Here is a 22,216-nt window from a genome sequence, read left to right as displayed (position 1 = left end):
TATCATGGATAGAAGAGAAGCCATTGCCAGAGTGGCCATATTATTGGGAGGTACCGTTATTGGTGCTAATGCTTTTCTGAGCGGTTGTAAACCATCCGGCAAAAAGACAAATGAACTATTGAACCAGGAGCAGTTAATGCTGTTAAATGAGATAGGGGATACCATACTTCCCACCACCGCTACACCAGGCGCTAAAGCGGCGGATGTAGCGGCTTTCATGCACATCATGATAAGGGATTGTTATGAACCCAAAGACCAGGAATTGTTTGTAGCGGGATTGGAAAAACTGGAAGATGAAAGCCGTAAAAAGCATGGCAAAAAATTTATGGACAGTACACCCGCGGAACGTACGGCCTTGCTGATCGCATTGGATGCAGCACAGAAAAAATATACCGCTGAGAAAAAGGCGACAGATCCCGCACACTATTTCAGGATGTATAAAGAACTAACCTTGCTGGGCTATTTCACCTCTGAAGTGGGCAGCACCAAAGCTTTGAGATATGTATTGGTGCCCGGTAAATTTGATGCCTGCATCCCTTATAAAAAAGGCGACCGCGCATGGGCGTTAAATTGACAAGGCAGATAAAACAACATTCATCTTCTCTCTAAAATTTTATACATGATGAACAGGCGCACTTTTATACAACGGGCAGGTGTATTGGGCACAGGTCTGATGCTGGCCCCTTCCGCCGCTTTTTCCTTTCATAAACAAACAGGTATCCAGTTATATACTTTAGGTGATCTTGGTAAAGATGTAAAAGGTGGTATGCAGAAAGTAGCTGCTGCGGGATATAAACTGGTGGAAACCTCCGGTTATACGGATGCCAATAAATTCTGGGGCCTGGATGCAAAAGCTTTCCGGGCAGTGCTGACTGCCAACAACCTCCAATCTCCCAGCGGGTTATACGGCATAGATCTGAAAGGTGATTTTGAAGATCTGAAACGATTTGTGGAGGCAGCAGTAACGGTTGGCCAGAAATATATCGTGATGCCCTGGTTGTTTGAAGAATGGCGGCAGAACGCAGATGACTATAAATTCCTTGCACATAAATTAAATGAGGCAGGGGAGATCACGCAGCAGGCGAATCTGCAAATGGCCTATCATAACCATGATTTTGAATTTAAAGATTTCGGCGGACAAACAGGCTATGATATTCTCTTAAAAGAAACGGATGCCAGGCTGGTTAAAATGGAAATGGATATCTATTGGATTGTGAGAGGAGGAGCCGATCCTGTAGCGTTATTTAAAAAACATCCGGGTCGTTTTGCCTTATGGCATGTGAAGGATATGGATAAAACAGATCTGAAACTGAATACCGAAATAGGAACAGGCAGGATAGATTTTAAGAAGATCTTTGCCAGCGCCGGATTGGCGGGTCTTGATTATGCTTTTGTAGAACAGGAAAATTTTAAAATGGACCCGTACAAAAGTATTGCTGCCAGCGCGGCTTACCTGAGCAAGGAACTATTAAAGTAAAGAATTTAGGGATTTTTTGATTTACGAATTTAGGGATTTGAAATGTAGCGGAGATTATCAGTTAGATCTCCGCTACATTTCAAATCCCTAAATTCGTAAATCAAAAAATCCCTAAATTTTTCAGAGCTGTTTCTTATTCAAAAACCTGTGCGCTATTGGCCGGCAGTGTAATGGTGATATTATCTGCACTTACCTCTGCTGCGGCGTTACCAAGAATATTGGTCAATGCTTTACCCGTTATCTGCACCTTAGCACCGGCCGTGTTAATTACCGCATGTTGTGCGCTGTCAGACAGGTTCACCGCTACCACAACGGCTTTATCATTTGTATAACGAAGGAAGGAAACAACGCTGTCGTTATCGTTTTTCAGCGTCTGGTATTTACCTTCACCAATCGCATCGTTGCTTCTTCTTAAATGAGTCAATGTTTTATAATAATTCCACAGGGAATTAGGATCATCTTTTTGTTCTTCCAGGGAGATGCCATCATCCGGTTTATTATTCCTGTTATCCCACCACGGGCCACTGTTCTTATACCATAACGCCATTCCTTTCCCGATGTCTGCCTTGTACCATTCAAAGGCTTCCCTTAGTGGTATTTCATTGGCATCGGTCATGCCATATTTACCCGGGGTGCCGGTCATGCCAAGTTCCTGTCCGTAATAGATAGCAGGTACACCGCCTATCAGTAAGTTCAACGCGGCGCCGGTTTTTTCCTTTGCCTTGTTGCCTTTAACTACCGTGGCAAACCTTGGCATATCATGGTTTTCAATAAATACTACCTGTTGCTTATTATCTGGTGTAAGGGTCAGCACAGTATCTGCCATCGCATTAATTTCTTTTTTATTAAAATTACGGATTGCAAAGGCCAGCCGGAAACCAAATACACGGTCTACATTTCCTTCGGATAAAAAGTCAAAGGCATATGATCCCCATTCAGACTGTTCTGCTACAAAGTTCAGCTTTGGATTTACTGCTTTCAGCCGCGTGATGAGGGGCGTCCAGAAATCCTTGAACAAGCCTTTTAATTCCGGTTTGTTATCCAGGTCGTCCATCATATGATCCAGGCGGAAGCCATCCACACCATCGTCAAATTTGCCATCTTCGTTGGGGTCCGTCCAGTATTTGAATAATTCGTAGTTGTATTCCAGTACGTTTTTGCTGCGCAGGTTTACGGTGGTGATCCTGCGTGTAACGCCGTCATACCCTTTTAAGCCCGTCAGGTCCATAACGATCGTAGATGGTTTGGTATGTGCGGCATCCTGGTACAAAAGGTAATCGCTGTACTGTGATGACGGATTATTGTAAGAATCTTTATACCACGGATGATCTTCTGTTACATACTGCGTTTCCATATCCATATAGATCTTCATACCACGTTGATGGATATCTTTCACCAGTTTAAGATAATCATCCATGGTACCAAGGCGGGGATCTATCTTTTTGAAATCGCTGGCGAAATAGTTGTGATAATATACCGATTCATACAAGGGTACCATCAGTATGGATGTAACACCCAATTCCTGTAGGTAATCCAGCTTTTCATGTAATCCATTGAGATCTCCGTGCTGATCGCCATTGCTGTCGTAAAAGCTCCGTTGAAAAACGTGGTAGATTACCTCGCTGTTGTTGTCTTTCTTTTCTGTTGCGGGTGTTGTATTGGTATTACAAGCCTGTAAGGCTAAAACAAGTGATACCGAAATTGCCGCAAGCCTGCTGGTCCGTTTTATCATAATAGTGGTTTGAAATCAGCGTATCAGCAGTACCTGCTGAACGTACTTTTAAATTTAGTACAAAGTACGCCAGTAGCGTGGTGATCAGCATGAATAAATTGGCTTTTAAGTGGGATATATTAGCTTACGGAAGATTTTTGATGATGATGTTTTATGAGAGAAGATTTGATATATTATTTTTTTATACATTGATGTGGTTGATTCCGGGATGATATTAGTCGGGTACAGGGTTGTGAAAACAAACCAAATAAATTTATCTTTATACCTTCTTCAACAAATATAATTATGAATAGAAAAAGTATCATTGCTGGTTTCGTGTGTTGTATGGCCCTGGGACTGGCCACTCCATCCGGTGTAATGGCGCAGGTGGCGCCTGTTCAGGTTGGCACCGTTGACGGCGGCTCCCTGATTGGGCGTTGGGATATTAAGGTTAATGAAAACGGAACGGAGAAGCCCTCCTGGCTGGAAGTGGAACTTTCCGGCTTTCATACACTGGTGGGCCGTTTTGTGAGTACCGGCGGAAGCGCCCGTCCGATATCTAAAGTCAACTTTGATAAGGGCAAGTTCAGTTTTGCGATCCCGCCACAGTGGGAGTCGGAAAACCGCGACCTGGTGCTGGAAGGAACCCTGACAGCTGCCGGCATCAATGGTACTATCCAAACCAGTGGTGGTCAAACCTTCTCCTTTACGGGTGTACAGGCGCCAGATCTCAAAAGAACTTCAGCACCAGCTTGGGGTAAGCCTATCCAGTTATTCAATGGTAAAGACCTGACCGGCTGGAAAGCTGTCGGAGCAAAAAACCAATGGATCGTTAAAGACGGAGTCCTGACCAGTCCTCATTCCGGCGCTAACCTGATCTCTGAAAAGACCTTTACTGATTTTAAACTGCATGTACAGTTCCGATATAAGGAAGGCAGCAATAGCGGGGTTTATCTGAGAGGTCGTTATGAAACGCAGATCATCGACAATCCGAAAACAGATCATCCTAACAGCCACCTGTTTGGCGGCATATATGGCTTTTTGGTGCCCAGCGAAATGGCGCTTTTAGGTCCCGGCCAGTGGCAAACGTATGATATCACGCTGGTAGGCCGCATGATAACCGTTGTTGCCAATGGTAAAACCATCATCTGCAACCAGGAAATCCCAGGTATCACGGGCGGAGCACTGGATAGTAACGAAGGTGAACCTGGTCCTATCTACTTCCAGGGAGATCATGGTCCTATTGAATTCAGGAAAATTATTATTACCCCTGCAAAATAAAATTTGCCGGCAGATATATCAACATCCGGAAGTGTTGTCTTTTATATTGTATAAAAGGGGATGCTTCCGGATTTTATTTTTTGGTGCATAGTAGTTGTTATTGCCCGAACAAAGCCCCCCTTTATCCCACAAAATCTACCCCTTGTACAGCCGTATTTCTTACCTGGCAGAGCTATAGTTAACATTTGATACAAAGATGCCAATATAGTATAATATCGGCGTTTAATAATTTGGATATTTGTTTCATTATCACGAATAAAAAAAACAAACATTCTTTCGCGATGAGCCTATTTACGCATTCTTTGGCTTTTGAAAAACTACTTCCACATACATACAAAATATACCTGTTGGATTGATCTGCTGGCGCAATATTGTCTGCAATCAAACTGATGACAATTAATTATCGTTCTTAATTAACCAAAAATTAAAGACATGGACAAAAATTTGTCGAATCAAGGTAATGCATCCAGTTCAAGACGGAATTTCATTAAAAACTCGGCACTTGCAGCTGCGGGATTTACCATCATCCCCCGTCACGTACTGGGCGGCAAAGGCTTCCTGGCACCGAGTGACAAGCTTGTTATTGCAGGGGTAGGCGCAGGCGGCAAAGGAAGATCTGATCTTTTTAATTTTAATGCCAGCGGGAAAGCCAACATTGGTTTCTTATGTGATGTAGATGACCGTGCAGCTACTACTTCAAGAGAAAGATTTCCTAAAGCTAAATACTATAAAGACTGGCGCGAACTTTTTGAGAAAGAATCAAAAAGCTTTGATGCTGTTTCTGTATCCACACCCGATCATAGTCATGCCATTATTGCCATGGGCGCCATGCAACTGGGCAAACATGTGTATGTACAAAAACCGATGACCCATGATATCTGGGAAGCCAGGAAATTGACCGAGGCCGCTAAAAAATATAAAGTGGTTACACAAATGGGTAACCAGGGCTCTTCCGGAGATGGGGTAAGACAAATGCGTGAATGGTACAACGCTGGTATTATCGGTGACGTACACACGGTGTATATCTTTACAAACCGGCCGGTGTGGCCACAGGGTATTCCCTGGTCCAAGGAAACACCACCGGTGCCAAAGGGACTCGACTGGGATCTTTGGCTGGGTACTGCACCACAAAAAAACTATGTAGATAACCTGATTCCAGGTAGCTGGCGCGGTTGGTGGGATTATGGTACCGGCGCTCTCGGCGATCTGGGTTGTCACCTGATGGAAGCACCTTTCAGCGTACTGAATTTAAAATATGCATCGGATGTACAGGCGAGTGTAAGCAGTGTGTTTACCGCCTTCGGCGAAAGAGGATTCTTCCCGGATAGCTGTCCTCCGGCCAGTCATGCCACTTTAACTTTCCCCAAAACAAATAAAACACAGGGACCTGTAACCATGCATTGGATGGATGGCGGTATCAAACCGGAACGTCCGGAAGAACTGGGTCCGAATGAAATGTTTGGAGATGGTAACAGCGGGATCCTGTTTGTGGGTACCAAAGGCAAGATGATGGCCAGTGAATATGCTGCCAACCCGCGCCTGTTGCCACTGTCACGCATGGATGAAGTGCATGTTAAACAAACATTTGCCCGTGTTCCTGGTAGTGCAGAAGGCCATTACGCCCAGTGGGTGGAAGGTGCTATTGCCGGATATGGTAATATGGAACTGAGTTCTCCTTTTGAACTGGCAGGTCCGTTGACAGAAGCTATCTTAATGGCGAATTTAGCCATCCGTGTAGCGGATATCCCGGTACCGAGAAAATCAGGAAAAGGAAATGATTATCCTGGCGCCAATACGAAGTTGCTGTGGGATCATCAGAATATGCGTGTCACCAATTATGATGCCGCCAATCAGTATGTGAAAAGAGAATACAGAAAAGGTTGGGGTAGTATCGGTTGATTTTTTATTACATAATCTGAAGCAATTTAAGATGAGATATAACGTATTGCTATTCCTGTTAGCCATCGGATTGATGATGGGCTGTAACACGGCAAAAAAAGCCGGTGCAGCCGGTTCCGGCGATGGCTGGATCTCCCTGTTCGATGGTAAATCTCTCAACGGATGGAAGGCCGGTGAGAATGCCAGCACCTTTTCCGTAGCAGATGGCGCCATCGTGGTGAATGGTCCGAGAGCGCATCTTTTTTATGAAGGCGATGTAGGCAACCACAACTTCAAAAACTTTGAATTCCAGGCACAGGTGATGACGATGCCCGGCTCAAATTCCGGGATCTATTTCCACACGGAATTCCAGCAGGTACGTTTTCCGGACAAAGGTTTTGAAGTACAGGTAAACAACTCACATAAAGACTGGAAAAGAACCGGCAGCCTGTATGATATCAAGGACATTAAAGAGAAATATGTAGATGATAATGTATGGTTTACCGAATATATCCGTGTAGAGGGTAAAAAGGTAACCATTAAAATAAATGATAAAACAGTACTGGAATACACAGAACCAGCCAATGCCACCGCGCCGGAAGGTCACCCCGGCCGGTTGATTTCCAGCGGCACTTTTGCACTGCAGGGTCATGATCCAAAGAGTAAAGTACTCTTTAAGGATTTAAAAGTAAAAATGCTCCGGGATTAAGAAACGATGCTTATTATAAAAAATATATGAAACCAATAGTACAGATATCACTGGATTTAACAAACATAGATGAAGCCCTGGAAACGGCCGCAATGGCGATACGCGCGGGTGTTGACTGGCTGGAAGCGGGTACCCCGCTGATCCTGGCAGAAGGCTTACATGGCGTACGGAAATTAAGGGAAGCTTTTCCCGGTATTCCTATTGTAGCAGATCTCAAAACCATGGATGGCGGTTATCTCGAAGTAGAGATGATGGGCAAAGCCGGTGCCACACATGTAGTGGTGATGGTGCGGGCACATGAAGAAACGATCCGCTGTGTAGTGAATGCAGGTCGTGATTTCGGCGTAAAAGTAATGGGCGATAACCTGGGTAGCCCGGATATGGTGGCCGGCGCAAAGCGGCTGGAAGAACTGGGATGTGATTATGTGATTCATCATATCGGTTATGATGAACGCAGAGGTATTGCAGCACAGGGCAAAAGAATGCCTAATCCGTTGGACCAGCTGAAAGAAGTAGTGGCTGCGGTGAATATTCCCGTGCAGGCAGTGGGAGGGCTCTCCCTGGAACAGGCAATCCGTTGCCCGGAATTCGGGGCGCCTTTGGTGGTGCTGGGTGCACCACTAACCATTGATGCCGATGCCTTCAAAACAGCCAGTGGTGACCTGGAAGCATCGCTGCGGTTGATCTGCGAAAAGATCCACGCATATGGAGATGTGGCAGTAGGAAAAAAATAGCATTCATATTTATTTAAACAGATAGAATAATGAAATCAGCTGCTGTGGTAAACTACGCTCCCCAGGAAGGAGCGGTAGAGATCCGTGATATAGCAAGACCGGAAATCGGTGAAGAAGATGTTTTGCTGGAAGTTGCCTATGTAGGCGTATGTGGCAGCGACATCCATCAATGGACCAATGGTCATAGTTGGGTAGTAAATTATCCGGTGGTATTGGGTCATGAGTTTTCAGGCCGCATCGTTGCCACCGGCAGCCGGGTGAAGGGCTGGAAAGAAGGTGATAGGGTGGTGAGTGAAACAGCCGCCATCATTGATCCGGATAACCCCATGTCAAGAACAGGTCTTTATAATCTTGATCCCACCCGCAAAGGTTTTGGATATGGTGTAAATGGTGCCATGACACGTTATGTGTCAACGCCTGCCCGTTGTCTGCACCGCATTCCAGACGAGCTTCCTTTTGAACATGCGTGTTTAACAGAACCCTGCTGTGTTGCTTACAATGCAGTGGTGAATAATGCACACCTGAAACCGGGTGACCGGGTGATTGTATTGGGACCAGGAACCATTGGTATCCTTTGCGCAGCTGTAGCGCGTCTTTGCGGCGCAGAAGTAGCCGTGGTAGGTCTTGAAGCAGATCGTGGCCGTTTAAGTATTGCAGAGCAATATGGTTGTGAAGCCATCATCGGCAATGCATCAGACTGGGCGAAATCACGCGACGGACTTGGCGCCGACTGCATCATAGATGCCGCGGGATCCAGTGCCACCCTCAGAATTGCGATGGACCTGGTACGTCCCAATGGCCATATCCTGAAAGTAGGATGGGGCCCGCAACCACTTGGATTCTCCATTGATCCGCTGGTACAAAAGAATGTGACCCTTCAGGGAAGTTTCAGTCATAACTGGCCTGTATGGGAACGTGTTATTTCATTACTGGCCACCGGCCGGTTGGATGTAAAACCTATCATAGGCGGCATATGGCCGCTCAGCGATTGGCATACCGCTTTTGAAAAAATGCACAAAGGAGAAGTAGTAAAGAGTATTCTTAAACCCATATAGTTATGCGGCTAAAAGATAAAGTCATTATAATAACAGGAAGCTGTACCGGTATTGGTAAAGCCATTGCAACACGTTGCGTCGCAGAAGGCGCACGTGTTGTTATTCACGGCCGGGATGTTGCCCGGGGCGAAGCAATCGTAAAGGAATTGGGTGAGGACAAATCTGCATTGCATATTGAAGACATTACAATTGAAGGTGCGCCACAACGACTGGTGGACATAGCCATAAAAAAGTTTGGCCGCCTGGATGCTGTGGTGAATAATGCAGCGATGATCGTATCGTCTGATGTGCATACAACGACGCTTCCGTTTTTCCGGAATGTCCTGGAAGTTAATCTGCTGGCGGCTTTCGCCCTTATCCAGGCGGCACTGCCTCATTTGAGCAGTACGCACGGAAATGTGTTGAATATCGGATCCGTAAATGCCTGGAGCGGAGAACCTAATCTGCTTGCCTATAGTGTTTCGAAGGGGGCGCTCATGACCCTGAGCCGTAACCTGGGAGACACACTCCACCGGGAGATGGGCGTCCGCGTTAACCAGATCAACGTAGGTTGGGTGCTTACCGAAAAGGAAGTGGATATCAAACGTGGACAAGGGCTTGCCGACGACTGGTATAAACAGATTCCTGCGGTATATGCGCCTGCGGGCCGCATACTCCGGCCTGAAGAGGTGGCTGCTGCGGCCATATACTGGCTGGCAGATGAAAGTGGCCCTATCAGCGGACAGGTTGTTGAGTTGGAACAACACCCATTAATTGGCCGCAATCCTCCAAAAGATGGAACAACGCTTCCTGCATCTGCTCAAAAAAAATCATAACTAATTAAAGCAACTTAATTTTATGCCGAAACTCGCTGTTTTCCCAAAAGCCTTCATGCACGCCTTGTGCAAGGATGGAAGTATGAAAGTATCTGAATGGATTGGTCTGGCCACTAAACTGGATGTTGAAGGGCTGGAGTGGTATGCAGGATTTCTGGAAATGTCTGATAAAGCAAATTGGCCCATCTTTAGAAAACAAGTAGAAGATCAGGGAAAAACCATCCCGATGATGTGTTGTTCTCCTGACTTTACACATCCGGATAAAAAATTCCGTGAACAGGAAATCAACAAACAAAAAAACTGGATAGATATGACCCATACCCTGGGAGGTAGTTACTGCCGGGTGCTTTCAGGTCAGCGTAGGCCGGAGCTTGAAATCCAGGAAGGATTGAAACTGGCGGCAGACTGTATCGAATCCTGTATTCCATATGCAGCAGAAAGGGGTATTACACTGATTATCGAAAATCATTATAAAGATGACTTTTGGGAATACCCGGAATTCGCACAAAAGATGGATATTTTTTGTCAATTGGTAGACATGATCCATCATCCTAACTTCGGTGTGAATTATGACCCAAGCAATACTTTCCTGGCCGGAGAGGAACCGCTGGAATTGCTTAAACGTGTATCCAACAGAGTAGTAACCATGCACGCGAGTGACCGTTATCTTAAAGAAGGTACTATTGAAGATCTTCGCCAGGAAGAAGGGGGCGCAGTTGGATATGCCAAACGGCTCAGTCATGGCGAAATCGGCAAAGGGCTCAACGATTATGATGCTATTTTTACCGAATTGAAACGGGTAGGATTCGATAGCTGGATCAGTATTGAAGATGGTGTAGATGGTATGGACCAGTTGGAACGCAGTGTTGCCTTTCTTCGTCGTAAACTGCAGCAGCACTGGCCGGTAGCCGCTTCTGTAAAGAGCTGAAAAGAAAACTAAGATTTAAAATAGCTATGATTTAATCCCCGGTTGTGAGATTAAATCATAGCTATTTTAAATTTATATCATTTCTCTACATCTGTTCCCAGGTCCATTTCCAGTAATTTGCCGGCTCCGGCGTATTCTGCCGCTGCTTCCGGGCATAAAATGGAGCCCAGGGATGTAAACATTTTCTTTGTCAGGGTATCCACATCCACAGTGGTGATCAATGAAGAAGACGTATATTCTCTTAGTTGGCGGAGGAGATAGGTTCCGCGGTTGGTAGATATATCAGCCAGCATCTTCATCCTTTCTGCTGCAGTATTGCACAGTTGTTCGTAATAAAAAAGCATGTTCATATAAGCGTACTTTAGGGAGTAAATGTATACCTAAGCTTATAAATATTGCTATACTGAAATGTTATAAACTATAAGTATTAATTATAAATGGTCCGGGCCATTTTAATAAAACGTTTATTCAGTTCACTCATTTCACCTTTTCGCTGGATAAAATAAAAGCTTCTTTCTATCCGCAATCCGTCAAACTGTAACAAGGTAAGCTCACCGGACTGTAGCTCTTTTGTGATAGACCGCGTAGATAGAAACCCCACACAATCAGATTCAACCAGGAAGTTTTTTAATGCTTCCGTACCACCCAGCCGTACTTTTATGTTGAGATCATCCAGGCCGATCCTGCATTTTTGCAATCCTGTTTTGATTGCTTCCAGCGTGCCGCTTCCTCTTTCCCGGATAGCGATGGGAGTACGCAGGATTTCTTTCAGCGGCAGTTTTGTTTTCTTTGTCAGGGGATTATTAGGGCTGCATACAGCTACTATCTGATCTTTCAGAAAGTGTTGGTAAGTGATGTTGGTCAGCTTACCTTTTTTCTCCGTGACACCAATATTTATCTCCATATTTAAAAGAGCTTCCTGCACTATTTCGCTATTCCTGTTGAGTAAGGAAATATTTACATGCTGGTATTCGCGGTTGAATGCGGACATAACCCTTGGCAGTATATACAACGCTGCCGTAGTACTGGCGCCCAGCTTAAGATCACCCATTGCCTGCTGTGTATTTTGCAACACAGAAATTTCGAATTCTGTTTCCTGCTGTATCTGTCGTACGGTTAATAACCGCTTGTATAACAATTGACCTGCTTCTGTTAGTTCTATATGCAGTCCTTTCCGTTCAAATAATTTAGTCTGGTACTGCTCTTCCAGCCCTTTGATATGTATGCTGACAGCCGGTTGTGAGATATATAATGCCTCGCTGGCCTTAGAGAAACTTTTGTAACTGGCCACTTCCATAAAAATCAGGTGACGGTTTGATAACATAGTAGCTCATTTCCTGACAAAGTAAGGAAAAAAAAGCTGTGAAAGCGGCAATGCAGCTGACCTTTATGCAGTTACGATATTATTCCATTTTAAAAGTGTAGTAGTATTACTACAGTGCTATAGAATTGCTACTACAAGCATAGAATTGATAAACCTATACATTTATGGCTTCAGTACGCTATAATTTATATACGCCGTAGTATACAATTAACCATAATAACGATTGTCCTCCTATGATGGAATACCATTTTACTACCAGGTTACCCGCTCCGGTCATCTCTTTTACATGTATGATGTATCGGGAAATACCACTTATTTATCCCTTTTTCCAATCCATTTGTCATGGTTGATAAGAATTAATATAAATGTTACCGGATTAGTCATTGTGAGTTCCGGCAGGTCCTTGTTGCCGTAACCGTGTCCCGTCACCCAGTTTATTTATTGCATTACATCTCATCATTATGAAACATAAGCGCCAGTTATTACTTTCCCTATTCCTGCTGATTGTATCCCTGTTAAATTACCTGCCCGGTTATGCTGACGGCTCAAAGGATCTATATCCGGCCGGGGTAGCAGGGTTCAGGGCTTTTTTAATGAGTTCATCGAACAGCACTACGGTCGGCTGGCCTTTTTTCACTTTAGGAATCCATTATGTATATGCGAAACCGGGTGAAACGATTGCGCTGGCATCCAGTGCACAGGGTGTTGGTATAGGGAAAATAATCCTTACAGCCCCGGATGGTACCGTATACGAGTCCACACCGGGAGATCTTGTTGTTGGGCGGATTGCAGACCGTGCCCAGGAATTAGCCGGACCGAATGTAGATACCGTTACGATGGGATATACGCCTTTTACCCAATTGGTGGGTGCGGGGCAGGAAGGATTATGGAAGGTTAGTTTTATGCCTTCCGGGAATCCGGCCAGCATTAGTTCTGCCGGTGTTGGCGGGGGGGCTAATGCCGCCTGGACAGGACAGGTTACTTCCACCAGTGCTATCAGGGCCTGGGACGCATCTGTGGTAAGTGCTGCCAATAAACTGGTGCCGGGCAGGGTGTATGCCACCATGCTGAACATGTATATTGGTAATGCAGGGTTTTATGGTAAAGTGTATGTGCAAACAAACGATGGGTATACATATAGAGTAGATAATAATGGCCAGTACGGACTCGGGTTCTCCTTTTTTGTCAACAATAAAGGATTAACCATCGGGACCGGAGATACTGCCTTACCCTCTTATATGGGTGTTCCGGAAATAAATAATCTCAAAACAAAAGATCCGAGAGAGGCTGACGGTACTTTTAGTATCACCCACAAGATCTTTTATACCATTCCCGATCCGTTAATGCCTGTAAAGGCAAAGCGGGCAGATGGTGACAGTACATGGCTTAAAGTGCCGAAAATAATTCCTGCAGTAGATGGGATTGCGATTGACGGAGTGGAAGGCACTGCCGGGCAGGTTAGTAATAAAGGGGCGATCATTAAGTTTAATGCGAATATGGCCGGGAATTTCCGGATTAAAATTGAAGGTACGGGAGGTTTCGTAACCCGGGAAATAACCGGATCTGCAGTTGCCGGCAGCAATACTTTATTCTGGGATGGGAAAGATGGTAGTAATAATCTGATGGCAACCGGTAATGGTATAATTACGGTAAAAGTGCTGTTACAGGGGGCCGAGGTACATTTCCCCTTTATTGATGTGGAGCAAAACACAAGAGGGATTATCATAGAACAGCTGAACGATGACGGAACACCCAAAAGCGATATTGTTTATTGGGATGATACCAATTTCCCGAGTGTTGCCGGCGCCCCTTCTCCCATGTATAACGGGAATGATGGCAGTGGGATTTCCAGCAATGCTAATGGACATAAATGGTCTAATAGTTTTGGGGATGTCAAAACAATGGATACCTGGACATATATCCAGGGTGATCTGGTCAGTCAGAATACAGCTATTACCGTAAAAGAAGCTGATCTGGAAGTGGTGGGCATAACGCCGTCTTTACCCATTACAAAACTGGAAATAGGACAAACTATTACCTATAATATTCCTGTCAGGAACAATGGACCCAGTGATGTAACGGGTGCCCCTTTTAAGGTGAAGGTGCCTACCGGGTTTACCATTTCCGGTGTTGCAGACGTAACTTATGTTACATCCTGCGGAACGGTGAACAGTCCTGCTATAGATGCATCCGGCGACTATACCGCATTACTGGATCTGCCTGATGGCTGTGTGGTTACTTTCAGTGTAACCGGTACCGTTAGTGCGGCATTGCTCTGTTCCACTATTGATATGGAAGCAAGTATTATGCGCCCCAATGATGTCACGGATCCGGATGCCACCAATCCCAACCCGGGGATGCTGCCTACAGATCCTCATATAGAGTGTCTGAATGGTACTGCAGTAGAAGCCTGTAATAACATTAAATATAATACAGCCGTTACCGTTACCCCGTCCCCACCGGTATCCGGTGGAGACCAGGAGGTTTGTGAAACGGCTCCTGTACAAACGCTGACAGCCACCGCCACTGTTGCAGGTGGTTATAGCGTTGTATGGTACGATGCGCCAGTAGGCGGTACTGTGGTTACTGCACCAACATTGAATGCGGCAGGTACGGTAACATATTATGCGGAAACGAGTACCGGGACCTGTGTCAGCTCATCCAGAACTGCCGTCACCTTAACAATCAAACCCATGCCGGTATTGGTGCTGGTCGCGCCTGATCCGGTTTGTGTGCCTGCAACCATTGATTTAACACTACCTGCGGTAACGCAAGGCAGTGAAGCCGGGTTAACATTAGCTTATTTTACGAATGCAGCAGGAACTACTGTATTGACCAACCCGGCTGCCATTGCGGGATCCGGCACCTATTATATTAAAGGAACCAATACAACTACAGGCTGCAGCACCATCACACCAGTAGAAGTAATATTGATAGATCGTCCGGTAGTAAGTGTAGGGCAACCGGTTTGCGCTGGTGGTACCGGTAGTATTACTGTATTATCTCCACTGGGACCTGATTTTACGTACTCGATAGATGGTACAAATTACCAGGTGTCTCCGGAGTTCGGCTCGCTGGCACCCAATACTTACAACGTAACCGTCCGTAACAGCATAACAAATTGTACCAGTCTTGAAAGAGTAGTGATTATTAATGTTAGTCCTGAAGTACTGGCGCCGGTTGTTACACAGCCTACCTGTGAAGTACAAACAGGAACCATCGAACTGCCATTACATGCAGGAGCTACCTATTCAATAGATGGCGGCGCCAATTATGTAAATGAAAACCTGTTTACAGCATTGCCGGCAGGTCCCTATTCTTTGATAGTAAGAACAGCTGCTGGCTGTACCAATATCCCTATAGCGGCCACTATCAATGTGGCGCCGGTGGTACCAGCTGCACCCGTCAGTGGTGGTAACCAGGAAGCTTGTGAAATAGATCCGATACAAACATTAACAGCAACTGCCACTGCTTCCGGCGTTAATACCCTCACCTGGTATGATGCCCCGATTGATGGAAATGTGGTGGCCAGCCCCACCTTACAGGCCGTTGGAACAGTCGTTTATTTTGCGGAAGAAAGTAATGCTACCTGTGTAAGCACTACCAGAACACCGGTGGTATTAAGTATCAACAGTGTACCGGTTATTGATCCTCTGGCAAATCAGACAGCCTGTGACACCTATACATTACCAGCGATCACCGGAACTAACCTGACAGGAACCGAAGCTTACTATACCGCAACCAACGGAGGCGGAACAAAGTATAATGCAGGTGACATCATCTCTGCTATTGGTACAACAACATGGTACATGTTTGATAAATCAGCGGCCAAAACCAATTGTGCCGGCGCGCTGACCGTTAAGCCAACAACAAACCTGACAAGTGCAGATATAAATGCAACGATAGATGGTGCGCATCATCTCTATCCTGCATCTGTTAATCCTGCATTCTGGCAGGGAACTGCACCACAACAAATACTATATAATAATCCGGGAACACCAACAGGATCCCAGGTTTATTTAGTAGCATCCGGTGATGTATCGATAGGTAGTATGACCAACTGTTTTGGTACCAATGTCGCTATTACTTGCGGTGTTACATTTACCAATCAGGGACCGGGAGTGGCATCTGGTTATTCCGGTCGTATTAGTATTGTCAATAAAACGACCAAACAGAAATTATACGAGTCATTCCTTCCTGCTGGTTTCGCGGCAGGAGGTATAGTACCACTCACAGTATCAGGTGTTGTTTCAGTGGCTGATGTGACGGCAGGTAATATTGCTGTTTTTATCGCGGTAGAAACCAGCCAGGGAACTGTTAAGAATTGGAATCTTACCGGTTTTACAGCCAACTATAGTTTTATACCTGCTACATCAGGCAGCTGCGCTGATGAAGAATCATTTACCATCACTATCAATCAAAGCCCTGCTGCACCTGCAAGCGGTGGTAATCAGCAGGAGTGTGAAGCGAGCCCGATACAGACCTTAACAGCTACAGCGACTGTTCCTGTTGGCAGTGTTGTTTGGTATGATGCAGCTGTTGGAGGGAATATAGTAGCTGCGCCAATCTTAAATACTGTAGGAACGGTAACTTACTATGCAGAAACAGATAATGGTGTATGTACCAGTACATCAAGAACACCGGTCAACCTGACTATTCTTCCTACACCGGATGCATTTGTTGGGGCGGATATCACCCAATATAACAGTGGGGTATTCAGCCTGGAAGCAACACCGGTTACTGCAGGATCTACAGGGAAATGGAGCGTCGTTTCAGGTACGCCTGCTGTTGCCGTTTCTGATGTAAATGATCCCAATGCCACAGTAACTTTAAATCCAAATACGACTGCAATATTCCGCTGGACAGTGACCACAGCTACTTGTTCTGCTTATAGTGATATGGTGTTGACTTATACATTAGCCGCAGATATTGTAACGGTGAAGTCAACCAAAGACGCTGCACAAACTACTTATGCACCCGGCGACGAAGTAACATATACAATTACCGTTACTAACAACGGCCCAAGTGATGCGAAGAATGTGAACATTGTGGATGTGGCGCCAACCGGTACCACTATCAGCACCTGGACAGCCAGCGTTACTACGGGTACGGTTACACTGCCCAATGCAAGCGGCACGGGTAATGTAAATGAAACTATCGTCACACTGCCGGATGGCGCAGTAGTGAGTTATGAAGTGAACGTAAAAACACCAGCGAATTTTACGGGTAATCTGAGTAACGCTGTGGCGGTAACTGGTCCAACACCGGATCCAACGCCCACCTGCCCGGCTTGTACTACGCCACCTATTACGCCTGCCGCTAAAGCAGACCTGTTAATTGTTAAAGCACTGAAAGACCCGGCGCAAACCACTTTTGCACCTGGCGATGAAGTAACTTATATCATCAACGTTACTAACAACGGCCCAAGTGATGCGAAGAATGTGAACATTGCAGATGTGGCGCCAACCGGTACTACCATCAGCACCTGGACAGCCAGCGTTACAACGGGCACGGTTACACTGCCAAATGCAAGCGGCACCGGTAACGTAAATGAAACCATTGTCACATTACCAAACGGTGCAGTAGTGAGTTATGAAGTGAACGTGAAAACACCGGCGAATTTTACGGGTAATCTGAGCAACACGGTGGCGGTTACCGGTCCAACACCGGATCCAACGCCCACCTGCCCGGCTTGTACTACGCCACCTATCACGCCTGCCGCTAAAGCAGATCTCTTAATAGTCAAAACACTGAAAGACCCGGCGCAAACCACTTTTGCACCCGGCGATGAAGTAACTTATATCATCACCGTTACTAACAACGGCCCAAGTGATGCGAAGAATGTCAACATTGCAGATGTAGCGCCCACAGGTACTACCATCAGCACCTGGACGGCCAGCGTTACAACGGGTACGGTTACACTGCCCAATGCAAGCGGCACCGGTAACGTAAATGAAACCATCGCCACACTGCCAAACGGTGCAGTAGTGAGTTATGAAGTGAACGTGAAAACACCGGCGAATTTTACGGGTAATCTGAGCAACACGGTGGCGGTTACCGGTCCAACACCGGATCCAACGCCTACCTGCCCGGCTTGTACTACGCCACCTATTACGCCTGCTGCTAAAGCAGATCTCTTAATAGTTAAAGCACTGAAAGACCCGGCGCAAACTACTTTTGCACCCGGGGATGAAGTAACTTATACGATCACCGTTACTAACAACGGCCCAAGTGATGCGAAAAATGTCAACATTGCAGATGTGGCGCCAACCGGTACCACCATCAGCAGCTGGACAGCCAGCGTTACTACGGGAACGGTTACACTGCCGAATGCAAGCGGTACGGGTAACGTAAATGAAACCATCGCCACGTTACCAAATGGCGCGGTGGTGAGTTATGAAGTGAACGTGAAAACACCGGCTAGCTTTACGGGTAACCTGAGCAATGTGGTGGCAGTTACCAGTCCTACACCAGATCCAACGCCAACCTGCCCGGCTTGTACCACGCCACCTATTACGCCTGCAGCTAAAGCAGATCTCTTAATAGTTAAAGCACTGAAAGATCCGGCGCAGACCACTTTTGCACCCGGCGACGAAGTAACTTATACGATCACCGTTACTAACAACGGCCCGAGCGATGCGAAGAATGTCAATATTGCGGATGTGGCGCCAACTGGTACCACTATCAGCACCTGGATAGCCAGCGTTACTACGGGAACGGTTACACTACCTAATGCAAATGGTACAGGTAATATAAACCAAACCATCGCCACATTGCCAAACGGCGCGGTCGTGAGTTATGAGGTAAATGTGAAAACACCGGCAAATTTTACAGGCAACCTGGTCAATGTGGTGGCAGTTACCGGCCCAACACCGGATCCAACGCCAACCTGCCCGGCTTGTACAACGCCACCTATTACACCTGCAGCTAAAGCAGATCTCTTAATAGTCAAAGCACTGAAAGACCCGGCGCAGACCACTTTTGCACCCGGTGATGAAGTAACTTATACAATCACGGTGACGAACAACGGCCCAAGTGATGCGAAGAATGTCAACATTGCAGATGTGGCGCCAACCGGTACCACTATCAGCACCTGGACAGCCAGCGTTACTACGGGAACGGTTACACTGCCGAATGCAAGCGGTACGGGTAACGTAAATGAAACCATTGTCACATTGCCAAACGGCGCGGTCGTGAGTTATGAAGTGAATGTGAAAACACCAGCTGACTTCAGCGGTTCATTAAGTAACACGGTAGCAGTCACGAGTCCAACACCGGATCCAACACCAACCTGCCCGGCTTGTACCACGCCACCTATTACGCCTGCTGCTAAAGCAGACCTCTTAATAGTCAAAGCACTGAAAGACCCGGCGCAAACCAGCTTTGTACCCGGTGAAGAAGTAACGTATACCATCACCGTTACTAACAACGGTCCGAGTGATGCGAAGAATGTCAACATTGCGGATGTGGCGCCAACCGGTATCACTATCAGCACCTGGACTGCCGCCGTTACTACGGGAACGGTTACACTGCCCAGTGCAAGCGGTACGGGTAACGTAAATGAAACCATTGTCACATTGCCGGATGGCGCGGTCGTAACATATGAGGTAAATGTAAAAACACCAGCGAATTTTACGGGTAATCTGAGCAACGCTGTGGCAGTAACCGGCCCAACACCGGATCCAACGCCAACCTGCCCGGCTTGTACTACGCCACCTATTACGCCTGCTGCTAAAGCAGACCTCTTAATAGTTAAAGCACTGAAAAACCCGGCGCAAACCACTTTTGCACCCGGCGACGAAGTAACTTATACGATCACCGTTACTAACAACGGCCCGAGTGATGCGAAGAATGTCAATATCGCGGATGTGGCGCCAATCGGTACCACCATCAGCACCTGGACTGCCAGCGTTACAACGGGCACGGTTACACTGCCAAATGCAAGTGGTACGGGTAACGTAAATGAAACCATCACCACACTGCCAAATGGCGCGGTCGTGAGTTATGAGGTGAACGTGAAAACACCAGCAAACTTTACAGGCAACCTGGTCAATGTGGTGGCAGTAACCGGCCCAACACCGGATCCAACACCAACCTGCCCGGCTTGTACCACGCCACCTATTACGCCTGCTGCTAAAGCAGATCTCTTAATAGTCAAAACACTGAAAGATCCTGCGCAAACCAGCTTTGCACCTGGTGATGAAGTGGCTTACATCATCACAATTACCAACAACGGTCCAAGCGATGCGAAGGATGTGAACATCGCGGATGTGGCGCCAACAGGTACTACCATCAGCACCTGGACGGCCAGCGTTACAACGGGCACGGTTACACTGCCTAATGCAAGCGGTACTGGTAATGTAAATGAAACGATTGCCACACTGCCAAATGGCGCGGTCGTGAGTTATGAAGTGAACGTGAAAACACCAACGAATTTCACAGGTACACTGAGTAATGCGGTGGCTGTCACCAGCCCAACAGCTGACCCTGATCCGGGTTGTCCAGCCTGTGTTACACCACCTATTACATCTACCATTAACGCAGACCTGATAACCGTTAAAACACTGAAAGATCCGGCGCAAACTAGCTTTGCGCCTGGTGATGAAGTGGCTTACATCATCGCAATTACCAACAACGGTCCAAGTGATGCGAAGAATGTGAACATCGTGGATGTGGCGCCAACAGGTACTACCATCAGCACCTGGACAGCCAGCGTTACTACGGGCACGGTTACGCTATCCAATACAAGCGGCACCGGTAACGTCAATGAAACCATCACCACACTGCCAAATGGCGCAGTCGTGAGTTATGAAGTGAACGTGAAAACACCAACGAATTTCACAGGTACGCTGAGTAATGCGGTGGCTGTCACCAGCTCAACAGCTGACCCTGATCCGGGATGTCCAGCCTGTGTTACACCACCTATCTCATCTACCATTAACGCAGACCTGGTAACCGTTAAAACACTGAAAGATCCGGCGCAAACCAGCTTTGCGCCTGGTGATGAAGTGGCTTACATCATCACTATTACCAACAACGGTCCAAGTGATGCGAAGAATGTGAACATCGTGGATGTGGCGCCAACAGGTACCACTATCAGCACCTGGACTGCCAGCGTAACAACGGGCGCGGTTACACTATCCAATACAAGCGGCACCGGTAACGTCAATGAAACCATTGCCACGTTACCAAATGGCGCAGTCGTGAGTTACGAAGTGAATGTGAAAACACCAGCGAATTTCACAGGTACACTGAGTAATGCGGTGGCTGTCACCAGCCCAACAGCTGACCCTGATCCGGGATGTCCAGTCTGTGTTACACCACCTATTACATCTACCATTAACGCAGACCTGGTAACCGTTAAAACACTGAAAGACCTGGCACAAACAAGCTTTGTACCTGGTGATGAAGTGGCTTACATCATCACAATTACCAACAACGGTCCAAGTGATGCGAAGAATGTGAACATCGTGGATGTGGCGCCAACAGGTACTACCATCAGCACCTGGACAGCCAGCGTTACTACGGGCACGGTTACACTACCCAATGCAAGTGGTACCGGTAACGTCAATGAAACCATTGCCACGTTACCAAATGGCGCGGTCGTGAGTTACGAAGTGAAGGTGCAAACACCGGTAGGCTTTACTGGTAACCTGAGCAATGCAGTTGCCGTCACCAGTTCGACACCGGATACTGATCCTGCTTGTCCGGCTTGTGTAACACCGCCTATTACGCCTGTACCACCGGTAACTCCACCGGTTGCATCGAATGATAACATTGATAGTAAAGGAAGCAAAGAAGTCATCATAACGTTGCTCGATAATGACGTCCCCGGACAAGGCGGAAGTCCGCTGGACCCCGGCAGCGTGGAAATAACAGATCAACCCAGACATGGCACTATCAAAGTGAATGCGGATGGTACGATCATTTATACACCTGATCCCGGATATAAAGGAACGGATTCATTCAGCTACAGGGTAAAAGATGCATTGGGTAACTGGAGCAATGTGGCAACAGTAACGATTACAGTAACGCCTGATGATCTTGAAATACCAAATGTAATCACACCAAATGGCGATGGCTTCTCCGACAAGTTCGTGATCAAAGGGTTGCTGCAATTCCAACAAAACAGCATCATCATCTTTAACCGGTGGGGTAATAAAGTATATGAAAGCAGAAACTATCAGAATGACTGGGATGGCCATGGATTGAACGCCGGTACCTATTACTACACATTGAAGTTGCAGGATGCAACCGGTAAATGGCGTACCCACAACGGTTATATCATGCTGATACGTTAACAC

The 22,216-nt window shown here is 46.6% G+C and carries 13 protein-coding genes; 10 read left to right on the top strand and 3 right to left on the bottom strand.

What is annotated here, in order from left to right; translation table 11 throughout:
* The first annotated feature begins 4 nt into the window (after positions 1 to 4).
* Positions 5 to 574: a gluconate 2-dehydrogenase subunit 3 family protein gene (locus ABQ275_RS10875; protein WP_349318327.1), complete on the top strand. Its 570-nt coding sequence runs from the start codon at positions 5 to 7 to the stop codon at positions 572 to 574.
* Positions 575 to 619: 45 nt separating this feature from the next.
* Positions 620 to 1,477 (top strand): sugar phosphate isomerase/epimerase, encoded by an 858-nt coding sequence (locus ABQ275_RS10870; protein ID WP_349318326.1) that lies wholly within the window; start codon positions 620 to 622, stop codon positions 1,475 to 1,477.
* A gap of 133 nt (positions 1,478 to 1,610) precedes the next feature.
* Here ABQ275_RS10870 and ABQ275_RS10865 read toward each other — a convergent pair whose 3' ends face one another.
* The gene (locus tag ABQ275_RS10865; protein ID WP_349318325.1) at positions 1,611 to 3,209 is read right to left on the bottom strand and encodes an alpha-amylase family glycosyl hydrolase; all 1,599 of its coding nucleotides are present in this window, start codon (positions 3,207 to 3,209) and stop codon (positions 1,611 to 1,613) included.
* Between the two features lie 285 nt (positions 3,210 to 3,494).
* Between ABQ275_RS10865 and ABQ275_RS10860 the strand changes: the two genes are divergently transcribed.
* The 7 genes from ABQ275_RS10860 to ABQ275_RS10830 all read left to right on the top strand — a co-directional run bounded on the left by ABQ275_RS10860 (position 3,495) and on the right by ABQ275_RS10830 (position 10,588).
* Entirely contained in the window at positions 3,495 to 4,469 is a 975-nt protein-coding gene (locus ABQ275_RS10860) for a DUF1080 domain-containing protein (protein ID WP_349318324.1), read from the top strand.
* A 432-nt stretch (positions 4,470 to 4,901) separates the two neighbouring features.
* A complete protein-coding gene (locus ABQ275_RS10855; RefSeq protein WP_349318323.1) occupies positions 4,902 to 6,368 on the top strand; it encodes a Gfo/Idh/MocA family oxidoreductase in 1,467 nt (488 codons plus the stop codon).
* Between the two features lie 31 nt (positions 6,369 to 6,399).
* Positions 6,400 to 7,056 (top strand): DUF1080 domain-containing protein, encoded by a 657-nt coding sequence (locus ABQ275_RS10850; protein WP_349318322.1) that lies wholly within the window; start codon positions 6,400 to 6,402, stop codon positions 7,054 to 7,056.
* Positions 7,057 to 7,082: 26 nt separating this feature from the next.
* Entirely contained in the window at positions 7,083 to 7,790 is a 708-nt protein-coding gene (locus tag ABQ275_RS10845) for an orotidine 5'-phosphate decarboxylase / HUMPS family protein (RefSeq protein WP_349318321.1), read from the top strand.
* Between the two features lie 29 nt (positions 7,791 to 7,819).
* A complete protein-coding gene (locus tag ABQ275_RS10840; protein ID WP_349318320.1) occupies positions 7,820 to 8,845 on the top strand; it encodes a zinc-binding dehydrogenase in 1,026 nt (341 codons plus the stop codon).
* A 2-nt stretch (positions 8,846 to 8,847) separates the two neighbouring features.
* Positions 8,848 to 9,660 carry an SDR family oxidoreductase gene (locus ABQ275_RS10835; protein WP_349318319.1) on the top strand — a complete coding sequence of 271 codons (813 nt, stop codon included), beginning with the start codon at positions 8,848 to 8,850 and terminating at the stop codon, positions 9,658 to 9,660.
* 22 nt (positions 9,661 to 9,682) lie between these two features.
* On the top strand, positions 9,683 to 10,588 hold the full coding sequence (locus tag ABQ275_RS10830) for a sugar phosphate isomerase/epimerase family protein (RefSeq protein ID WP_349318318.1): 906 nt from the start codon (positions 9,683 to 9,685) through the stop codon (positions 10,586 to 10,588).
* 77 nt (positions 10,589 to 10,665) lie between these two features.
* Here ABQ275_RS10830 and ABQ275_RS10825 read toward each other — a convergent pair whose 3' ends face one another.
* Positions 10,666 to 10,938: a hypothetical protein gene (locus ABQ275_RS10825; RefSeq protein WP_349318317.1), complete on the bottom strand. Its 273-nt coding sequence runs from the start codon at positions 10,936 to 10,938 to the stop codon at positions 10,666 to 10,668.
* Between the two features lie 77 nt (positions 10,939 to 11,015).
* Positions 11,016 to 11,912, bottom strand: coding sequence for a LysR family transcriptional regulator (locus tag ABQ275_RS10820; RefSeq protein WP_349318316.1), 897 nt, complete (start codon positions 11,910 to 11,912; stop codon positions 11,016 to 11,018).
* Between the two features lie 461 nt (positions 11,913 to 12,373).
* Between ABQ275_RS10820 and ABQ275_RS10815 the strand changes: the two genes are divergently transcribed.
* The gene (locus tag ABQ275_RS10815; protein ID WP_349318315.1) at positions 12,374 to 22,213 is read left to right on the top strand and encodes a gliding motility-associated C-terminal domain-containing protein; all 9,840 of its coding nucleotides are present in this window, start codon (positions 12,374 to 12,376) and stop codon (positions 22,211 to 22,213) included.
* Positions 22,214 to 22,216 lie beyond the last annotated feature (3 nt).

The organism is Chitinophaga sp. MM2321, from assembly GCF_964033635.1.
Classification (GTDB): Bacteria; Bacteroidota; Bacteroidia; order Chitinophagales; family Chitinophagaceae; genus Chitinophaga.
Note: the sequence above shows the minus strand (reverse complement) of the source record. Positions and strands in the feature narration are given on the sequence as shown.

Coding starts and splice junctions, on each gene's coding strand:
- ABQ275_RS10855 (WP_349318323.1), top strand. CDS start 4,902: ATGGACAAAAATTTGTCGAATCAAGGTAATGCATCCAGTTCAAGACGG.
- ABQ275_RS10845 (WP_349318321.1), top strand. CDS start 7,083: ATGAAACCAATAGTACAGATATCACTGGATTTAACAAACATAGATGAA.
- ABQ275_RS10865 (WP_349318325.1), bottom strand. CDS start 3,209: ATGATAAAACGGACCAGCAGGCTTGCGGCAATTTCGGTATCACTTGTT.
- ABQ275_RS10875 (WP_349318327.1), top strand. CDS start 5: ATGGATAGAAGAGAAGCCATTGCCAGAGTGGCCATATTATTGGGAGGT.
- ABQ275_RS10840 (WP_349318320.1), top strand. CDS start 7,820: ATGAAATCAGCTGCTGTGGTAAACTACGCTCCCCAGGAAGGAGCGGTA.
- ABQ275_RS10830 (WP_349318318.1), top strand. CDS start 9,683: ATGCCGAAACTCGCTGTTTTCCCAAAAGCCTTCATGCACGCCTTGTGC.
- ABQ275_RS10850 (WP_349318322.1), top strand. CDS start 6,400: ATGAGATATAACGTATTGCTATTCCTGTTAGCCATCGGATTGATGATG.
- ABQ275_RS10820 (WP_349318316.1), bottom strand. CDS start 11,912: ATGTTATCAAACCGTCACCTGATTTTTATGGAAGTGGCCAGTTACAAA.
- ABQ275_RS10815 (WP_349318315.1), top strand. CDS start 12,374: ATGAAACATAAGCGCCAGTTATTACTTTCCCTATTCCTGCTGATTGTA.
- ABQ275_RS10835 (WP_349318319.1), top strand. CDS start 8,848: ATGCGGCTAAAAGATAAAGTCATTATAATAACAGGAAGCTGTACCGGT.
- ABQ275_RS10870 (WP_349318326.1), top strand. CDS start 620: ATGATGAACAGGCGCACTTTTATACAACGGGCAGGTGTATTGGGCACA.
- ABQ275_RS10860 (WP_349318324.1), top strand. CDS start 3,495: ATGAATAGAAAAAGTATCATTGCTGGTTTCGTGTGTTGTATGGCCCTG.
- ABQ275_RS10825 (WP_349318317.1), bottom strand. CDS start 10,938: ATGAACATGCTTTTTTATTACGAACAACTGTGCAATACTGCAGCAGAA.